At 39.3% G+C, this 18,268-nt stretch carries 16 protein-coding genes and 1 pseudogene; 11 read left to right on the top strand and 6 right to left on the bottom strand.

What is annotated here, in order from left to right; all coding sequences use genetic code 11:
* Nucleotides 1–39 precede the first annotated feature (39 nt).
* Entirely contained in the window at nucleotides 40–426 is a 387-nt protein-coding gene (locus IW16_RS11985) for a hypothetical protein (RefSeq protein WP_034744433.1), read from the top strand.
* A gap of 170 nt (nucleotides 427–596) precedes the next feature.
* Here IW16_RS11985 and IW16_RS11980 read toward each other — a convergent pair whose 3' ends face one another.
* Nucleotides 597–863, bottom strand: a complete 267-nt coding sequence (locus tag IW16_RS11980) for a hypothetical protein (RefSeq protein ID WP_034744430.1) — start codon at nucleotides 861–863, stop codon at nucleotides 597–599.
* Between the two features lie 218 nt (nucleotides 864–1,081).
* Here IW16_RS11980 and IW16_RS11975 point away from each other — a divergent pair, with 218 nt between their 5' ends.
* The 6 genes from IW16_RS11975 (at nucleotide 1,082) to IW16_RS11955 (ending at nucleotide 8,952) form a co-directional block, all read left to right on the top strand.
* Nucleotides 1,082–1,486 (top strand): AraC family transcriptional regulator, encoded by a 405-nt coding sequence (locus IW16_RS11975; protein WP_228376934.1) that lies wholly within the window; start codon nucleotides 1,082–1,084, stop codon nucleotides 1,484–1,486.
* 24 nt (nucleotides 1,487–1,510) lie between these two features.
* Nucleotides 1,511–1,669, top strand: coding sequence for a helix-turn-helix domain-containing protein (locus tag IW16_RS26955; RefSeq protein ID WP_228376933.1), 159 nt, complete (start codon nucleotides 1,511–1,513; stop codon nucleotides 1,667–1,669).
* Between the two features lie 258 nt (nucleotides 1,670–1,927).
* Nucleotides 1,928–2,998 carry an efflux RND transporter periplasmic adaptor subunit gene (locus IW16_RS11970; RefSeq protein WP_034744428.1) on the top strand — a complete coding sequence of 357 codons (1,071 nt, stop codon included), beginning with the start codon at nucleotides 1,928–1,930 and terminating at the stop codon, nucleotides 2,996–2,998.
* A gap of 21 nt (nucleotides 2,999–3,019) precedes the next feature.
* On the top strand, nucleotides 3,020–6,115 hold the full coding sequence (locus IW16_RS11965; RefSeq protein ID WP_034744424.1) for an efflux RND transporter permease subunit: 3,096 nt from the start codon (nucleotides 3,020–3,022) through the stop codon (nucleotides 6,113–6,115).
* Between the two features lie 30 nt (nucleotides 6,116–6,145).
* Nucleotides 6,146–7,495: a TolC family protein gene (locus tag IW16_RS11960; protein ID WP_051890163.1), complete on the top strand. Its 1,350-nt coding sequence runs from the start codon at nucleotides 6,146–6,148 to the stop codon at nucleotides 7,493–7,495.
* 32 nt (nucleotides 7,496–7,527) lie between these two features.
* Nucleotides 7,528–8,952, top strand: coding sequence for an MFS transporter (locus tag IW16_RS11955; protein ID WP_228376932.1), 1,425 nt, complete (start codon nucleotides 7,528–7,530; stop codon nucleotides 8,950–8,952).
* Between the two features lie 156 nt (nucleotides 8,953–9,108).
* On the opposite strand, the gene IW16_RS11950 is transcribed toward IW16_RS11955, so the two are convergent.
* Nucleotides 9,109–9,735 (bottom strand): GrpB family protein, encoded by a 627-nt coding sequence (locus tag IW16_RS11950; protein WP_051890161.1) that lies wholly within the window; start codon nucleotides 9,733–9,735, stop codon nucleotides 9,109–9,111.
* A gap of 266 nt (nucleotides 9,736–10,001) precedes the next feature.
* Here IW16_RS11950 and IW16_RS11945 point away from each other — a divergent pair, with 266 nt between their 5' ends.
* Both IW16_RS11945 and IW16_RS11940 read left to right on the top strand, forming a co-directional pair.
* A complete protein-coding gene (locus IW16_RS11945) occupies nucleotides 10,002–10,226 on the top strand; it encodes a heavy-metal-associated domain-containing protein (protein WP_034744422.1) in 225 nt (74 codons plus the stop codon).
* 36 nt (nucleotides 10,227–10,262) lie between these two features.
* Nucleotides 10,263–11,120 (top strand): heavy metal-binding domain-containing protein, encoded by an 858-nt coding sequence (locus IW16_RS11940; protein WP_223878159.1) that lies wholly within the window; start codon nucleotides 10,263–10,265, stop codon nucleotides 11,118–11,120.
* Between the two features lie 261 nt (nucleotides 11,121–11,381).
* On the opposite strand, the gene IW16_RS11935 is transcribed toward IW16_RS11940, so the two are convergent.
* From IW16_RS11935 to IW16_RS11925, 3 genes are all read right to left on the bottom strand, one after another.
* Entirely contained in the window at nucleotides 11,382–11,711 is a 330-nt protein-coding gene (locus tag IW16_RS11935) for a hypothetical protein (RefSeq protein WP_034744421.1), read from the bottom strand.
* A gap of 33 nt (nucleotides 11,712–11,744) precedes the next feature.
* A complete protein-coding gene (locus IW16_RS11930) occupies nucleotides 11,745–12,185 on the bottom strand; it encodes a hypothetical protein (protein ID WP_034744418.1) in 441 nt (146 codons plus the stop codon).
* Nucleotides 12,186–12,400: 215 nt separating this feature from the next.
* Nucleotides 12,401–13,597 (bottom strand): tail fiber domain-containing protein, encoded by a 1,197-nt coding sequence (locus tag IW16_RS11925; protein ID WP_034744416.1) that lies wholly within the window; start codon nucleotides 13,595–13,597, stop codon nucleotides 12,401–12,403.
* A 289-nt stretch (nucleotides 13,598–13,886) separates the two neighbouring features.
* Here IW16_RS11925 and IW16_RS11920 point away from each other — a divergent pair, with 289 nt between their 5' ends.
* Nucleotides 13,887–15,593, top strand: coding sequence for a tetratricopeptide repeat protein (locus IW16_RS11920; RefSeq protein ID WP_034744414.1), 1,707 nt, complete (start codon nucleotides 13,887–13,889; stop codon nucleotides 15,591–15,593).
* A gap of 179 nt (nucleotides 15,594–15,772) precedes the next feature.
* On the opposite strand, the gene IW16_RS11915 is transcribed toward IW16_RS11920, so the two are convergent.
* Nucleotides 15,773–16,798 (bottom strand): rod shape-determining protein, encoded by a 1,026-nt coding sequence (locus IW16_RS11915; RefSeq protein WP_034744411.1) that lies wholly within the window; start codon nucleotides 16,796–16,798, stop codon nucleotides 15,773–15,775.
* An 882-nt stretch (nucleotides 16,799–17,680) separates the two neighbouring features.
* On the opposite strand from IW16_RS11915, the pseudogene IW16_RS11905 reads away from it, so the two are divergent.
* Nucleotides 17,681–18,268 (top strand): annotated as a pseudogene (locus tag IW16_RS11905) (T9SS type A sorting domain-containing protein); the annotation flags it as partial.

Here is an 18,268-nt window from a genome sequence, read left to right as displayed (position 1 = left end):
CTTAATAAAACTGAATTTTTAACCAAATAATACCATAAAATGAAAATCAATATATTTAAAACAATCATACTTACATCAATTGTAGCTATTGTCTCTTCCTGTGGAACTGGTGATAAAAAGGAAAAAAACAGTCATACCCACACAGATGGTGACGGCCATCATCATACTCAAGCCGCTGAAAACAAAAAGACCACCAAAAAAATCAACCAATATGAAAATGAACTTGGTCAGGCACTTGATAAAAATGGAAAATTTATAACAGGTTGCCCTTCCCACAAAGAAATGATAGGTTCAGAAGGTGACACATGTCCCAAATGCGGTTATATGACCATGTTACCTATTACATGGTCACTGGAAGGAATCGATACGGTAAGGGTAACAAGCCTTCCCGACTATAATCCTCCCGCAGACAAACTAAAAAAATAAATTAATTAAAGAGAAAGTTTTAAAATTTTTACGTTGCGGCGGTCCATCATTTCCGGACCGCCGTTTTTATATGTCTTGGATTTTTAACATAAAGAGAGATTCCTATTCTGTTACTCATTTTATAGACTCTATCTCACAGATTTTCCTGCATAAAATACAGGATCCCCCCATTAGAAATCTTCTTTCAGTATATCTTTCAATTTTCTATACTGAATGCTTACCTCTGCATACATTGTTTTCAATCTGGAATTTTCTTCATGCAGTTCTATGATTACTTTCAGGACATGAGGTCCCAGATCTTTATATTTTTTATTTAATTCAAAAATATTCGTACCGTACACTCCATACTTCTTAAACAGTTCCAGACCGCTTTTCCCTGAATTGTAATCTTTAAGTACATTTAGAATTTCATGTTCCGTATTTTGCTTGTTTTTCATTATCCATCTTATCTTTCATACAAAGTACTGCAGGATCAGCAGGAATTACTCTATGCTTTTGCCTGTTTAGTTTGTAATTTTTAATGTTTGAAAAACATGTATTATTTCTGTGATTCATAAAATATCATAAATCAAACAAGCAATAACATAACATTTATTGTTTATAAAAACAGACTTTTGGGGTGGTAACATTATGAATATTAAATATTTTATACCCCATGAAATTATTAATCAAAGGGATGGTGTGCAACAGATGCATTTTCGTTCTGACCCAGGAATTTCCAAAGCTCGGTCTGGAACTATCGGAAATACGTTTAGGCGAGGTCATTCTAAAAGAAACAGATAAAACAGCCATCGATGAGAAGGTGATCAGAGACATGCTGAAAAAAAATGGGTTTGATCTTTTCTACAGCAGGAATCAAAAAACCATAGATCAGATTAAGGAAACTGTTGAAAAAGGAATTCAACAACAATTATTCACCGGCAATCCTGTTAAATTTTCTACCCTTCTCAGCGACGAATTACACAAGGATTATGATTCTCTGAGCTCTCTGTTTTCATCTTCCGAAGGATCTACTCTTGAAAAGTTCATCATTTCAAGAAAGATAGAAAAAGTAAAATAGCTTCTGGTATACACCAATCAATCAATGTCAGAAATTGCGTATGCTTTAGGATACAGCAGCCCCGCACATCTTTCTAACCAGTTAAAAAAATATACGGGCTTTACTTCTTCTTATTATAAACAGATAAGACTTGACAAAATGGCCATTATAGAGGATCAGTGCACTACGCATAAACCATCCTGAAAAATACAGTTATATTTTATTTTCAGGCAGATTACAAAACTGCCGCAAGTATCATTAAAATGCGAAATCCTATCAGTTGACGGGTTTCGCTTTTTCATTTCCATTCCTCTCAGATTCAATACCCCATGTTCTTTAGTATCTGAAGATAACACGAGGTAAATTCCACAAATCTTATCTGTAATTGTGTAGAAAGCACGGCCGCATCTGTAGGTAATTTTGACCGTGAAATTTAACAGTTAGTTGGATAAAATAAAAGTCATGTTATACAAATACAGTACACAAAGATTGGGGGTTTTAATTCCCTTGTTAGGCATCCTGTTGATTGGTTGTGAAAACAAAGAAAAAAAAGCACCTGAAAAGACAGCAGCGGCTCAGGCTGATGCCAGTAAACTGCCGGTAGACATTATTGTCGCTCAGGAAGAGCAGCTCAACCAGGAGGAGGCTGTCGTGGGAACAATGATGCCTTACCGCGAAGTTTCCATCGTAAGCGAACTGCCTCAAAAGATTACACAGGTAGCCTTTAAAGATGGCAGCTATGTGCGTCAGGGAGATGTTCTTTACAAGCTGAATGACGCTGATATCAGATCCCGTTTAAAACAGATCGGTGCCGAACTGAAGCTTGCCCAGCTTAGCAAAAACAGGTTAAACAATCTATTAAAAACTGAAACCGTAAGACCTCAGGAATATGATGAAGCGGTTATGCGTTTTCAATCCTTAAGTGCACAGCAGGATCTCCTTCAGGTGGAACTTGCCAAGACCGTGATCCGTGCCCCGTTTTCAGGGAAAATTGGAATTTCAAAAGTACACCTGGGCGCTTATGTAACACCTGGTGCAGGGTTGGTTACCCTACAGGATCAAAGCAGCATCAAAATCAATTTCTCTGTTCCGGAAAAATATCTGCCATTGATACAGACGGGAGGTGAAGTACGGTTTACTGCCGAGCTTTCTGATCAGGAATATTCAGCAACGATTATCGCAACAGAGCCCGGCCTTGAAGCTCAAACCAGGAGTTTACAGGTACAGGCTATTGCCCGGAATACGGATGGAAAATTTCGTGCGGGACTTTCTGCTAAAGTCTATTTCCATGTTTCCAATAAGGGAGCTACGGGGATTATGGTCCCCACGGAAGCACTCGCCCCGGGTGAAAAAGGGTATTCCGTATTTGTCATCAAGAGCGGTGTCGCAAAACCCAAAGCAGTTACCATAAGCAACAGGACCGAAACAGATGCTGTCATTACATCCGGCATTAGTGCGGGAGACAGTATCATTGTGTCAAATATGCTGCGCTTAGGAGACGGTACACCCGTAAAAGCAGTGGTCTCCAAATAATCAATTTCAAATCTTAGCATTATGAGCATATCAGCTTTAAGTATAAAAAAACCGGTTTTGGCCGGTGTATTTTCGCTCCTTATCGTCATTTTAGGGATCATAGGATGGAAAGAGTTAGGTATTCGGGAATTTCCGCTGACAGAGCCTCCTGTAATTTCGGTCGTTACTTTTTATCCCGGAGCAAGTCCTGAAGTCATCGCATCAAAGATCACCAAACCTATGGAAGAATCGATCGCGGAAGCCAACGGAATACGCACCATATCTTCCGAATCGAGAGAACAGGCAAGTGTTATTTCCATAGAGTTCAATCGTGAAATAGACATTGAGGATGCCCTCAATGATGTTAGAGATAAAGTAGCCAAATCCCGTAAGCAGCTTCCTGTAGATGTGGATCCTCCTATTGTTCAAAAAACATCATCCCCAGATAATCTGGTGGCATTCCTTGAAGTGGAAAGTGATACCAAAGACATCAAGGAGGTCAGCCACCTCGCCTCTACTACCATCAAAGACAGAATTCAGTCGATTCCCGGCATCAATAATGTGTCCATTGTCGGGGAACATAAATATGCCATGCGGCTTCGCTTTGAACCTGCAAAACTGGCAGCCTATCAGCTTACTCCGGCAGACATCCGACAGGCATTAGCCCGGGAGAATATCGATCTGCCAGCAGGACGGATAGACGGGACGAACAGCGAACTAAGCATCCGTACCATGGGGCGCCTTACTTCTGTAAAGGATTTTGAGGAAATGCTCATCAAGCAGGTAGGCAATACCGTGATCAAACTGAAAGATATTGGTTCTGCCGAATTGGGGGAAGTCAATGAGCGTACGGCCATCATCAACGAAACAGGAAACCTCAACAGGGTTGGTATTGGTGTAGCCATTCAGATACAGCGTGGAGCAAACGCTATTGAAGTAGTGGATGAATTTTATAAGAGGCTGGATCAGCTTCGAAAAGAAATCCCTTCTGAATACCGACTGATCGTAGGATTCGACTTTACCCATTCTGTGCGGGAATCTATTAAAGAGGTTGAAGAAACACTTTTCATTGCTTTCGGACTCGTGGTACTGATCATCTTCCTATTCCTTAGAGACTGGCGGTCTACCCTTATTCCGGTCATTGCCATTCCCGTTTCGATTCTTTCCGCATTTTTCATCATGTATGTGGCGGATTTCTCCATCAACATACTGACGCTTCTGGGACTGGTCCTTTCCATAGGACTCGTAGTGGATGATGCCATTGTTGTCCTCGAAAATATTTATAAAAAAATTGAAGAGGGCATGTCGCCGATACAGGCCGCATTTAAAGGTTCCAAAGAAATTTATTTTGCCGTTATTTCTACTACCATTACGTTGGCAGCAGTATTTCTGCCTATTGTTTTTATGGGTGGTATCAGCGGACAGCTTTTCAAGGAGTTTGCCATTGTGGTATCGGGATCAGTATTAGTTTCTGCTTTAGTGGCATTAACCCTTACTCCGATGTTAAGTGCCTATTTTCTTAAGAAAAAAGAAAGACCGAATTGGTTTTACCGTGTTACCGAGCCGTTCTTCGTCCGTTTAAATAATGGATATGCATTTTTGTTAAAAGCATTTATGCGCGCCAGATGGCTGGCCTGGGTTTTCCTTGCGGGTACGACTTCACTGATCTATTTTGTAGGCGAAAAACTTCCTTCAGAATTAGCTCCCGTAGAAGACCGATCCAATATGAGCCTTATCGCTGTTGCTCCCGAAGGTGTTTCTTTCGATTATATGAAAAAGCACATGACGGAAGTCGGGAAATATGTCAACGACTCTACCGACGGACTTTATCAGACCTATTCGATGGTTGCGATCTCATTCATTCCTGCTCCGGCACCTGTAAATGTAGCGGTACAGAGTATCTACCTTAAAGATCCCAAAGAGAGGAAATCCAGCATTCAGGACCTGTATAACCAATATGGAGCTGCTTCCGGGAAATTCAGAGGATTTCTATTATTTCCTTATCTGCCTCCCACCATTGGCAGCCGTTATGGAGGTGGTATGCCTATTCAGTATGTATTGCAGTCGCAAAATCTGGACAGTCTGACTGCCGTTCTTCCAAAATTTCTGATGGCAGCAAGACAAAGCAAGAAACTTCTCTTTGTTGATGCTGATCTCAAGATCAATAAACCGGAAGTCAAAATCAATATCGACCGCCAGAAAGCAGCTCTGATGGGGGTGTCTATGGAAGAAATAGCCCATACCCTGCAGCTTTCTTTCTCAGGACAGCGTTATGGATATTTTCTGCGTAACGACCGCCAGTACGAAGTGATTGGGCAGTTGGACCGTGAGAACAGAAATGATAAAAGTGATTTGAGTGCGATCTATGTCCGTTCTGCAACAGGAATGATGATCCCATTGAATAATCTGATCACCACAGAAGAGGCCGTAAGCCCGGCAGCTATTTACAGGTATGATCAATATACATCCGCTACCGTATCTGCAGCAATGGCACCGGGAGTGAGCCTTGCCGAAGGAATACAGGAAATTGAAAAGATCAAGAAAGATGTACTGGGTGAAAATTTCAAAAGTTCGTTGGCGGGACAGTCACGGGACTATACTGAAAGCCAGGGTAATATCAGTTTTACGCTGATCGTTGCACTGCTGTTTATTTATATGATCCTGGCCGCTCAGTTCGGAAGCCTTCGTGATCCCCTGATCATTATGCTTACCGTACCGATGGCAATAACCGGAGCCATTCTTAGTCTGTCGTGGTTTGGTCAGAGCTTAAATGTATTCAGTCAGATCGGGATTATTACTCTGGTGGGACTGATCACCAAAAACGGAATACTTATCGTGGAATTTGCCAACCATCTGAAAGATACAGGACTGTCAAAATACGAAGCGGCTATACAGGCTGCAGAACAGCGTTTCCGTCCGATTCTGATGACATCACTGGCCATGATATTTGGAGTACTGCCCATTGCGCTTACCGTTAACAGCCGACAGTCACTGGGAATTGTCATTGCCGGTGGACTGGTTTTTTCCGGAATACTTACCCTGTTCATCATCCCTGCTGTTTACTCTTATTTATCAAGCAGTAAAATTAAGAAAGTGATTGTGGAAGAAGATACAGAAGCTCAGGGAAGCCACGAATAGAATCATGAATTAAATTTCAAAGAAGATAAAATGAAAACAAAGATCTTATATATAGCTACAGTACTGTTTCTGACCTACCATGTCAACGTATTGTATGCACAGAAAACGGCACTTACCCTCACCGATGCTCTCGAAATGGCAAAGCAGGGAAATAAAGCCATACAGATACAGGTTTTGGAAGAGATCCACGCTAAAGAAATGACGAGGGAAACAAAAGGCAGCCTGCTACCCAGCATTTCTGCCAATGCGGCATACTCCCGGTACTTCGACAGACAGGTGATCTTTCTCCCGGGTTCATTCGCGGGTACCGACAAACCTGTCCAGGATGTCGCCGTGGGTGGAAAAAACGTTTATAATACATTCGTATCGTTATACCAGCCTATTTATGCACCCGTCAAGCATGAGCTTACAAAGGTCTCAAAGATCAATGAAAAGATCGAGAATATGAAAACCGCTGACCTGAAAAGCCGTGTAGCCCTTAAGGTTTCCACCGGTTATCTTGATATACTGATGATGAACCGGCAGGTGGGCTCATTCGAGCAAAGTCTTGAACGGAATATCAGGGCTCTGAAAGATTCCCGTTCGCTGCTGGCTCAGGGCCGGGGCTTAAAATCAGATACTTTGAGAAGCTTCATTGCCGTAGAAAACCTCAGATCCTCTGTATCCTACCTGAAAAACCGAATCGATGTATCTGGTATCGAACTGAAAAGGCTGATCGGCTTAAAGGAACCAGTCGAAATTGAATTGACCGATCCCCTGGAGCTTGGTATAGCGACAAGCCAGACAGAGTTTCAGCAGGTGGATGAGGCATTCCGCATTGCCGAAAAGAACAGGAACGATATTACCATTCAAAAACTGGTCATCGATCTCACTCAGAAAAAACTGAAGGCCACTCAGGCAGAACTCTTACCACAAATATCGCTCATAGGTCAGTATCAGGTGCAGCTGCAGGCGGATGATTTTAAATTCAGCCAATATGCATGGCCCAGAACTTCTTTTGTCGGCATAGAGCTTAGCGTTCCTATTTTTAATGGTAACCGTACAAAGTCTCAGATCATTCAGTCCAAAATCAAAGTACAACAGGAAGACATACGGCTTAATGATCTAAAAGATGAGGTCAGAACCGAACTTGCCACGATTATCAGCAAATGGAAAGAAGCCATTACGCAACTGGACATTCACGAGACCACGATAAAATCTGCGGAGTTAAATCATAAAATGGTGGAGTCCCGTTTCCAGAACAGCCTGGGCTCAAGGCTTGAACTTACAGATGCCGAACTGGCACTTACCGAAGCCCAAATCAATTACCTGAACGCAGTATACCATTTACGAATACTCCATGTACAACTGCAAAATGCCCTGGGGTTGTTGAGCTTATAATTAAATCTAAATAAATAATAAAAATAAAAAATATGATGACAGATACAACACAGGCTATGGACAGAACGGTCCCATACAGCAAACGCTGGTCGGCCCTTTTTTTACTGTGCGCGGCAGAATTTATAGTAATTATGGATACCTCTATTATTGGGGTGGCCTTACCGGCAATAAAAGCAGATCTTGGCTATTCGCAAAGTGGACTTCAATGGATTTTTAACGCGTATGTAATTCTGTTTGGTGGCTTTTTGCTGTTGGGCGGCCGTTTATCTGATCTGTTTGGTGCCCGTAAGATTTTCATGTGGGGATTTGCTATCCTTTCGGCGGCATCTCTTTTGGCAGGTGTGGCCTGGTCGGAAGCAGCACTGAATACCGGAAGGGCTTTGCAGGGCTTGGGTTCTGCCCTTATTGCTCCGGCAGCTCTTACTTTAGTGTTATCCAAATTTACCGATCCCAAAGAACTCAATAAAGCATTAGGTTTTTGGGGTGCTTCTGCGGCAGCCGGTGGCTCTGCAGGGGTTTTCCTTGGCGGAGCGATTACCGAATGGCTATCGTGGCAGTGGGTATTCCTGATTAACATTCCGATAGGAATTGCGGTACTTCTTTTTAGCCGAAACCTCCTGTTTAAAGGGGCTACACAAAAAGGAAAAGTAGATATTGCCGGGGCAATTTTTGCCACAGCAGCATTGATACTTGCGGTTTATGCTATTGTCTCCGCTGAAGGTGCAGGATGGAAATCTATGCAGACTATTGGATTGCTAGCCCTTTCCATCCTGTTATTGGTTATCTTCCTGATCATCCAAAAGCAGAAAAAGGAACCGTTGGTACCGCTAAGTATATTTAAAGTTCCCAATCTGTCATCCGGTAATCTGGTCATGGCTTTACTGGCTGCAGCATGGATCCCGTTATGGTTCTTTCTGAATCTCTATTTACAGCAGACTTTGCATTATTCTGCTTTTAACAGCGGATTGGCGTTGTTGCCTATGACTATTGCGATCATGCTTCTGATGGTAGGTGTTACAGGCAAACTGGTTGCTAAATTTGGCTTTAAAAACAATCTGATTGCGGGCCTTATTTCTCTTACCGTGTCTCTTCTTCTGTTTAGCATTATTCCTCCCGACGGAACATTTTTAGTCAATGTCCTGCCTGCTTCTCTCCTGGGTGCGTTGGGGATGTCATTAGCTTATATTCCGGGGACTATTGCTTCCATGTCTGGGGCTAAACCGGGAGAAACGGGACTTGCTTCCGGGCTGGTGAACACGAGTTATCAGGTGGGTTCAGCTTTAGGTTTGGCTATAGTCGTTGCAATTTCAGCAGCAAAAACCAATGCTGTTAAAATCGCCGGTGCTACGGATACTGCTGCCCTTAATGAAGGGTTTCAGACTGCATTCTTATCAGCAGCTGTTGTATGTGCCCTTGCCGTTATCATTGCTATTTTTTCTATTAAATCCCTTAAGTAAATCTTATAAGAAATAATGAAATACTTACAGCAAGATCAATTGAGTCCTATCACCCACCCACCTTGAAAAATTGACCCGGAATTCAATAGATAAAGTTTAGTATTAACAGTAGAGATTTTAGGATCTTTGCTGTTTTTTCTTTTTAGAGATATTGACTTACTCAAGCAATATCATAGGGTCATCTCCTAAAACCTGTTTATTGGCTTCATACCAATTGATGGCTTTGGCTTCTTCCGTTTTTATAAATATATCTTTTGCGCCATTGTAATCATTACCATCTTTCCATTCTTTATCACTTAATTTACTTTTTAAATCCTGATAAGCGTCTTTTACAGCAAGATGGGCTCTCAGGTAATCTCTAAAAGCAATATGGCGTATCCAGTGCTCAGAACCGTAAGTCAAAATATGGATATGCGCCAGTCTCTGATTGTGTTCCTCAGTACTTGCCGGAACATCTTCTTCATTTTTTATAATGCCCGGCGCATGATGGCTATCTGTTTTATGTCTGGTGAAAAATCTTCTGTAAGGCATAGTGGCATTGTAGATTTCATAGTAACAATACCCTTGTCTCATCAGTGGATCTGCTACTTTTTCCAAATCCTTTTCATTTTTTAAACCAACTAAAATATCGATAATAGGTTTTGCAGACAGTCCTTCAACCGAAGTGCTTCCAATATGTTCAATGTGTGGATTTAGCGCACCAATGATGCTGACTAATTCTATTTTTACCTGATCAAAAGATTGTTGCCAATCAGGATTGTATTTTTCAAGATGTATTTTCATTGTCAGATGTTTACCTGCGATTATTGAATACTGCTGTAAAGCGTTATGTTATCCTCTAATATATATGCTGTAAAGTTACCAATTACTTTCTCTGTTTTTTAATGAAAACCGATTCAGCTCTCCAACTCTCTTTTATATGATTCCTCCATTGTCAATTTGATTCCTGCAATCAGTAAATCTTACAAATCAAATCGAAAATAGCGCAAAAAGGAGGAGCGTTATTTTGCTCACCTTTGTACCATCAGAAACAATTAAAATTTAAAACAATGGAAAATAACACTCAAAATTTTCAGTTCAAAACCAATATCAACTGTGGTGGTTGTTTAACGAAAGTAACTCCTTTTCTAAACGATGCCGAAGGTATTTGTGAATGGGAAGTAGATATCGATCATAAAGACAAAGTACTTACCATATCCACAGAAGGCAGCGAACAGGAAGTAATACAGGCTGTTCAAAAAGCAGGCTTTAAAATAGAGCCTTTAGATTCTTAAAAAGAGAATCGATTAATCAGTAAAACCCATTAGAATATGAAAAATGCCCATCAGACAGATCATGAAAATATTTATGCCTGCCCTATGCATCCTGAAGTAACAGGCCAGAAGGGAGACCGATGCCCAAAATGCGGAATGGATCTGAAAGCTGCCCACCAGGAAAATTCAAACGAATATCAGGTACAGCTAAGCACTTTTCCACAAACTATAGAGGCCGGAATCCCCACAGAACTGATATTTGCCATTAAAAATAAAAATCAGAATGTAACGTTAGAGATTTCTCACGAAATGAAAATACATTTAATGGCAGTCAGTGAAGATCTAACGTGGTTCCGCCATATACATCCTGAAGAACAGGCAGATGGCACCTATGTGATAACAGAGACCTTTCCCAACGGAGGTAAATACCTTTTATTTACCGATTTTAAACCGAGTGGTGCTGCGCAGTTTGTTAACAGGCAGACCATTGAAGTAGAGGGAGTCCATAGATCAGATGATCAAAAGTTGTCTCCTCCATTGATTTCAGAAGCTGGCGGCTATACGGTGACTCTTGAAAATGGAAACGATTTCAAAACCAACAGAACACAATCTTTGGAAATATCCGTTGAAATCAACAGCAGGAAATTAAAGGAAGAGGATCTGCAGCCTTATCTGGGAGCATCTGCTCATATTGTCATGATCAGCGAAAAGGATAAAGAATTCCTTCATATTCATCCTGTGTCAAATGACCGTTTTCCGATCTATTCGGAAACATATATTGAAAAATCCGGTACTTACAGAATGTGGGTCCAGTTTAATATAGACGGACAGGTGCATACCGCAGATTTTACAGTGGATGTCCCGGAGGGAGAAAAAACAGAGAAAGAAGAAATGCAGCACGGACATCAGCACTAAATGCGGCCGATTGAAAAGTATAGTTAGCGGGAGTTAGTCAATGAACCCATTTCAAAGTATACGTTAAGCCATATAGAGAAATATTTGAATCCTGATTTTGAGGTGGTCATTTCCGTTTTCAAATATACCTGTAATCATTGCATTTACCTTTTTTATTAGGAGCATGGAGAATTTTCTTCATGCTTTTTTGCGGACTGCAAATTCACAAACACAATCCATCATGAGTCAATTAACACCCATTACTTCAAGTATTAAACACCCTTAATTACTGAATATTTTCCGCCATTTGGTCACCGTATTTTTGCTGAGTCTAAAATGATTTGCTAACTGAGTATTGTTTAATTTATTTTTTTTCTGATAATCCAGTATCTCCAAAATTGTGTTTTGATCATACGACCGGTGTTTTTGGTTTCTGGACAGATTGGCTGCAGCAGTATTTCCAAAAATAATTCTGTTGATGTTGATGACATCCTGCACAGAAAAGGTGTGTTTAGAAAGGATAGATTCACATTCTTCCTTTTTTTCAGGATGTTTGAATTTTAGAATATCAGTATAGATTTTTTTATAGTCCGGATTTTTACAGGTTTTCATATAATTTAAAATTTACCGTTAAAACTTTTTTATTTAGTCTTCAGCATATTTACTGATCCACTTGTATAATGTCGTTTTCGGTATCTTGTAGTCATGGATAACCTGCAATTTCGTTTTTTTTCCGGTTTTTATGAGTTCCAAAATGAAGTCTATCACTTCTACGGTATAGATGTTTTTTCTGAATTCAGGGAGAGCGGACGCTTGCCTCAGATGATCAGGTTTCTGATGGACACCCGCACGTTCTGGTGGCGAATACAAAATAAGATGCTGGGAATAAATTCTGAAGAAATCATAGTTTAATAATTTACTCCATCGAAGCAACAGGTGCGAGTCAAGACTGGAAGCTTTGTACATCTCTTCAATTTCCTTTTCTGAACATTTTAAGAAATTACATATACGGTCGGTTTCCACTTCGCATTCTTTAACTCTTTGTCTTACTAATATTCCAATATTTATTTTCTTAAAATTTTCCATTATTATATCATTTATTGAGGATTTTCTCTATCTCATTGAATGATGGTAATACATTTGATTTCGTTTCAGAAGATGTTTTTTCGGATAAAAGAATCCGCCGTATGATGGGGAAAGCGGATTCTTTCAGGGGTATCAATTATTTTTACAGGTATGGAAAAAATGGAGTTCCATTTATTTAGTATCAGATGCTACTGGGCATTTCTCACCATTACAGATCAATTTTCTGTAAGCTTGTTTATGGCAGCCTGTTGCTGTTGCAGTATTTTTTTAAGCTCTGTGATTTCTTTCTGCTGTGCTTCTATCATTGCCTGCTGTTCTCTGATCGCGTTGATCGTCATGTAAGTAAAAGAACCGGCATCCGTTAGCTGCAGCATTCCTTTTCCGGAATTATCCACCTTGATATCAGTTTCTGTCACCGCATAAGGGGCTATTTTCTCTATATCCTGTGCAATGACACCAATATATTTTTTCTGGTCGTCTTTAGTGTCTCCCTTCCCGTTGTATTTAAAAACCACGGGTTTTATTTGCAGAAGCTGCTCCAGACCGTCAGTATACGGATTGATTTCTTTTTTCACCCTTGCATCAGAGGCGGCGGTCCAGCTTCCTCCGCCAGGTTTGGTCGCTGTTGTTCCCTGAATGGTTAAATTTCCAGACGAATCCATGGTCATTCTTTCCAGATAACTTCCGCCATTAGACCATCCGATAAAAAGTTTCGAATCAGAGATCGTGGTACTGATCTGTCTTGAGCCTATTCCCCAGGTCGCTCCTCCTCCATTATAGGAATTAAAACCTATGATACTGGTGTTCCCTACCGCTACCGGTGAGGTATTCACCAGCCGAAGTATGACTCCTTCCGCTGTATTGGCCGGAGCAGCTAAATCATGCCATCCATTACTCAGCGGACTGTCCGGATTGGCACCAGCAGAAACAATCATTCGCCCGTTGATCATATTAAATTTGGATGCCGGATTGCTGGTATTGATTCCAACTCCACCTGTAGATGCGGACGGATGCTGTAAAATAATATTGCCGGAACCCTTTCCATTAATATGAATATTGTTGTTCGTATTGGAACCGACAGCCTGAATTCCTGCATTTCCAATTCCTACTCCTGAAGTTTTATCCGCGGAAAGTATGGATACGGTCCCGTTATAGGAATTGGTATTAAGCGGATCTACCACCGTGAGTTTCTGGGTAGGGGCTGAAGTGTTAATACCTACATTCCCGTTGTCTAAAACCGTAACCATTTCAGTTGCATTGGAATTGTTGACCTCAAGTGCTTTTGTGGTGCCTGTACTGCCTTTACCTGCAATATCAAGAGCTGCAGAAGGAGTTGGTGTATTGATACCAATCTGTGAATAGGCAGTCGTTGAAAATAGGGAAATACCTATTGTCAGAAATGTGAGTTTCATTTGTTTTTTTTTGAGTGTTGCTATACAATTTGTACCCGTGTTGAGTACCTCGAAATATTCCGCAAATCAATATCAAATATTTGAGTTATTCCATATCCGGGGCGTTTAAAATTGTTAGCAAAATGCGTTAATTCATAACAAAAGCGTTATGAATTAAAACCGTAAAAAACAACAGATCAATATTTTAACAATTTAAAAGTGTTAATAAGTTTTTATATGAAATATTTAACTTCTATCCCTAATTTTTACAAAAATTTTAAGTAATCTTACACATTATTTTTTTTAGTTAATGAGATCTATTTTATTTTTTCTGTTTCTGTCCGCCATTCATTCATGCACATTCAAAGATGACCGTTTTAATGAATATTTTAATCAAATTGATCAACAGTCTACATCCCTTATCAACCAGCCAAAAGAAATCATTAAACTATCGGATAAGGAACTTGAAAAATATAAAAAGACCGGAAAAAAAGAATATTTAATAAGCAGTAAATACACGAAAATGTATTTGTTTCGTGATACCAATTTGAAGCAGGTTCCCCTCGCCTATGAGATATTAAAACTCAATAACGATGAGTACGAATTCATTTCCATGTCCTGCAACTTTAATCTGGCTTTCCAATTTGAAAACAGCTCCCCGAAACTGGCCATGCAGTTTATTGATCAGGCGATACACTGGAACGATAAACTGAAAATCACAAAGTATACCCCACACCTGTATCACATCAAAGGAAGATTTTATTATAACCAGGAAAATTATGATAAAGCGCTTTATTATTTCGATAAGAGTCTTAAAAGTCTGCTTCCCGATGAACAGTACTTTATCGCATCAATGTATAATAATTTTGGGCTTACCTATGATCAGCTCAATAAGAATGACCTGGCTATCCTGAAAACACAGAAAGGCATTGAAATTTTGGAAAGTAAAAATAATTTAAGACCTGATGAAATTACTTTTCTTACTCATATGAAAGGTAATTTAGGGTTCTACTATTATAAAAATGGAGATTTTCTGACTGCCGAAAAATTACTCCTGCAGGAATTCAATTATTATAAAATAAAAAAGCTGTATTCGAACAGCATCATGACCTCAGAAAGACTTTTTGACATTTATGCTGCTATCAAACAAACAGATAAAGAAAAGGAAGTCATAGATTATTTAGTTGGTATCGAACCTCAATTACAGAAAACGCATGAAAAAATTAATGTCAATGAAGTCATTCAAAAATACTATTCCCGCCATCATGATTTCAACAACCTGCAAAAAATTTCAGAAAAGCTCATCCTGCTCAACCATGCTTCCGATGATGAAAATCATAGAAACTTAAAACAGACTTCCGATATCCTGAATAATTATATGCTCAAAACGATCAATGAAAAAAGTGATTATGAGATCAACAGTCAGAAAAAAAGAAATACATTTTTAATGATTCTGATTGTCTTATCTGTGACCATATTCATGATCATGATTATTTATACCAGAAAGAATACCCTCAAAGAAAAGGAAATCGCCGAAAATCAAAAACTGATACTCGAAAAAAATGAAGAGATCCTGAAACAGAATATTGAATTTCAGGAGGAAAGGATTAAGAATCTACAGCAGAATCTTCATTTAAAAATGGAAACTGAAAAAGTCTTTTTCGAAAATATCAAACAGATAAAAAAAGTAAAAAATACTGATATAGAAAAAACATTAAATGATCTGTTTTTCAAAATCAGTAACCTGATAGAAATCGACAAGAAGAATTATGATCTGATGACTGAAAGCTATGGTGAAAATGACCAGTTTATTCAAAAATTGTCCAACGGATTTCCCTTTCTTACCAAAAAAGAACTTAAGCTCTGTATTTATTTCAGGATGAATCTTTCCTCTAAAGAAATTGCCTCTTTAGACAATACCACCATGGGTACCATCAGAGTATATAAGGCAAAAATAAAATCTAAAATCGGATTGGAAAAAAATGAAAATCTGACTGATTTCTTAAATAATATCTAGCGGATCCCATGCCGTTTTTACCATGCCGGGATCCGGTTTTAATGTAAGAAAATGGACGATTTTTCTCTAAAAGAAATATTCATTTTAACAATGTATCATCAGAACAATATTTAATACAAGGCCTATCCTACCCTATTGATTAACAGAGCTTATTAAGATGATTTTAGTGATCAAGCTGATTACTTGATCAAAAATCTAAACTTATTGATGTTCTTAAGCGCAATACCTGTCCCACGGACAACAGCTCTTAAAGGATCTTCTGCCACACAAACAGGCAATCCTGTTTTCAGATGAATTCTGTCTGCCAACCCATTAAGCAAAGCTCCTCCTCCGGCAAGATAAATACCTGTTTTGTAGATATCTGATGCCAGTTCCGGCGGTGTAATGGAAAGAGTTTCCATGATCGCATCTTCAATTCTCATGATCGATTTATCAAGCGCTTTGAATACTTCCTTATAGCTTACCATGATTTCTTTCGGCTTCCCGGTAATCAGGTCTCGTCCCTGTACAGGAATATCCTCCAATGCAAATTCGAGTTCCTCCATTGCGGAGCCTATCTCAATTTTGATTCTTTCTGCGGTTCTTTCCCCGATATCCAGATTATACTGTGACCTGATAAAATAGGCAATATCATTGGTGAAAACGTCTCCAGCAATTTTAAGTGATCTGTCGCAGACAATACCTCCCAGGGCAATTACTGCAATTTCAGTCGTCCCTCCACCTATATCAACGATCATATTCCCTTCAGGGTTTTCTACATCAATTCCCGCTCCGATAGCTGCTGCCATTGGTTCGTAAATCAGCTTTACTTCCTTAGCATTCACTTTCAGTGCTGAATCTTTTACCGCTCTTTTCTCCACTTCCGTAATTCCTGAAGGAATACATATCACGATTCTAAGAGCAGGCTGCATAAATTTTCCGCTAAGATCCGGAATAAGCTTAATAAATTCCTTGATCATATGTTCAGACGCATGAAAATCTGCAATAACGCCATCTTTCAGAGGACGTATGGTGCGGATATTTTCATGGGTTTTACCCTGCATAAGTTTTGCCTGTGATCCGACCGCAATAGGTTTTCCTGAAGCCCGGTCAATAGCAACAATCGAGGGTTGGTCTATGACGATTTTATTATTATATATGATAAGGGTATTAGCTGTTCCCAAATCTATTGCGATCTCCCGTGTAAACATATCAAACAATCCCATATCCCATTATTTTATTGACCGCAAAAATACGGTATTACTGAGGATATCAGCGAAAGCAGAATTTACAATTAGAGTTAAACTTACGTTAAAGTATTTGAAAAAGCGTGTGAGTGTCCTCCAGACAGCTATTGACAGTATGCAGATAATTTTTAAAAAATTAAATATTTTATTCACAGGAGTAGAAAAAGCGGTCCGTAAATCTCTTGCCGATCTTACTTGTCTATTTTTTAGCACAACAGGCACAAAAGTTTTTGACACTTCAGTTAGTTTTTGAAGACCATATATTGCGCGGAAAAAGTGCACAGAAGTTTTTAAGAAACTCTCTGATTTTTGTTTTTATGTATACTTATTAATTTTCAGCACAATAAACTTTTATAACTAAAGTGTTTATATCAATAAGATCTTTTTTGACTTTTGCGATTGAGTAAAAAAGTCCGCCAGTCCATAGACCGTTTAAATATAAATATCCCGTCATATCCTTGCTGTATCAATAAAAAAGGGCTTTTTTTTCTCTTTAAATTGATATTTACTCTATTCGATTTAAAGGCAAACCTTAGGCAAACTCATCAACAGATCATTTAGATTGTTTTTTAAATGAAAATAATCCTTCTTAAAAAAATATTTGAAGAATGTTTTTTACTTTCGATTGTCGAATGAAAATAAATATTACATTACCAGTGTACGATTCAAATGATATAAAAAATAATACGACCTACTTTGTCGCCCTGTGATTATATCTTTGACACAGCAATACTTAACACTACTTAAAACACACAGGTAAGTGATAAACTCCATGTTAAATCTCTGTAAAGAGATCTGTGAGTATGTTAAATGTGCCGGACTTTATACAAAAACTAATATTAACTTAAAAAACGCAAATAGATGAAGAGATTCTATTCTGGTGCATTTACTTTATGCACGATCCTTGGCTTGTCGGCCCAGGAGGTATTATGGGAAAAATCTATCAAATCCTCTACTCAGGATTTTCTGAGTCAGGTAACCACCACCATCGACCAGCAATACTTAATTTCCGGAAGCAGTATTCAAAGTGACAAGCTTCAAACAGCCGGAGGTAAGCAAAACAGCGGCTACAACCTGCATTTGATAAAATTGAATCAGCAGGGTCAGGAAACTTTTGAAAAGTTTTTTGCCGGAAATAACCACGACTATTTATCAGCTACGGTTGCTGCTCAGGACGGAAGCTTTTTAGTAGCATCGACTTCTTACTCATCAAAAGGGCTGGATAAAAAAGACGATTCCAAAGGAGGTTCAGACATCTGGCTGATCAGGATCAATGAATTTGGTGATGAGCTTTGGCAGAAAACACTCGGGACCTCTGCAGATGAAGAAGCAAGAGCTGTTATTCAGACGACAGATCTTGGATTTTTCGTCGCAGGAAATGTACAGAACTCAGCCAAAGGTTTTGGTTCAAAGGATATTCTGGTGGTGAAACTCGACAAAGACGGTAAG

It is taken from the genome of Chryseobacterium vrystaatense, assembly GCF_000737765.1.
Lineage (GTDB): Bacteria > Bacteroidota > Bacteroidia > Flavobacteriales > Weeksellaceae > Chryseobacterium > Chryseobacterium vrystaatense.
The sequence above is the reverse complement of the archived record's forward strand: the minus strand, read 5'-3'. Positions and strand labels throughout refer to the sequence as shown.

Bases quoted from the DNA above. Each gene is read 5' to 3' on its own strand.
- IW16_RS11950 (WP_051890161.1), bottom strand. From the start codon at position 9,735: ATGAAAATACATCTTGAAAAATACAATCCTGATTGGCAACAATCTTTT.
- IW16_RS11980 (WP_034744430.1), bottom strand. From the start codon at position 863: ATGAAAAACAAGCAAAATACGGAACATGAAATTCTAAATGTACTTAAA.
- IW16_RS11975 (WP_228376934.1), top strand. From the start codon at position 1,082: ATGAAATTATTAATCAAAGGGATGGTGTGCAACAGATGCATTTTCGTT.
- IW16_RS11925 (WP_034744416.1), bottom strand. From the start codon at position 13,597: ATGAAACTCACATTTCTGACAATAGGTATTTCCCTATTTTCAACGACT.
- IW16_RS11915 (WP_034744411.1), bottom strand. From the start codon at position 16,798: ATGGGATTGTTTGATATGTTTACACGGGAGATCGCAATAGATTTGGGA.
- IW16_RS11970 (WP_034744428.1), top strand. From the start codon at position 1,928: ATGTTATACAAATACAGTACACAAAGATTGGGGGTTTTAATTCCCTTG.
- IW16_RS11945 (WP_034744422.1), top strand. From the start codon at position 10,002: ATGGAAAATAACACTCAAAATTTTCAGTTCAAAACCAATATCAACTGT.
- IW16_RS11935 (WP_034744421.1), bottom strand. From the start codon at position 11,711: ATGAAAACCTGTAAAAATCCGGACTATAAAAAAATCTATACTGATATT.
- IW16_RS11940 (WP_223878159.1), top strand. From the start codon at position 10,263: ATGAAAAATGCCCATCAGACAGATCATGAAAATATTTATGCCTGCCCT.
- IW16_RS11960 (WP_051890163.1), top strand. From the start codon at position 6,146: ATGAAAACAAAGATCTTATATATAGCTACAGTACTGTTTCTGACCTAC.
- IW16_RS11920 (WP_034744414.1), top strand. From the start codon at position 13,887: ATGAGATCTATTTTATTTTTTCTGTTTCTGTCCGCCATTCATTCATGC.
- IW16_RS11965 (WP_034744424.1), top strand. From the start codon at position 3,020: ATGAGCATATCAGCTTTAAGTATAAAAAAACCGGTTTTGGCCGGTGTA.
- IW16_RS11930 (WP_034744418.1), bottom strand. From the start codon at position 12,185: ATGGAAAATTTTAAGAAAATAAATATTGGAATATTAGTAAGACAAAGA.
- IW16_RS11985 (WP_034744433.1), top strand. From the start codon at position 40: ATGAAAATCAATATATTTAAAACAATCATACTTACATCAATTGTAGCT.
- IW16_RS11955 (WP_228376932.1), top strand. From the start codon at position 7,528: ATGATGACAGATACAACACAGGCTATGGACAGAACGGTCCCATACAGC.
- IW16_RS26955 (WP_228376933.1), top strand. From the start codon at position 1,511: ATGTCAGAAATTGCGTATGCTTTAGGATACAGCAGCCCCGCACATCTT.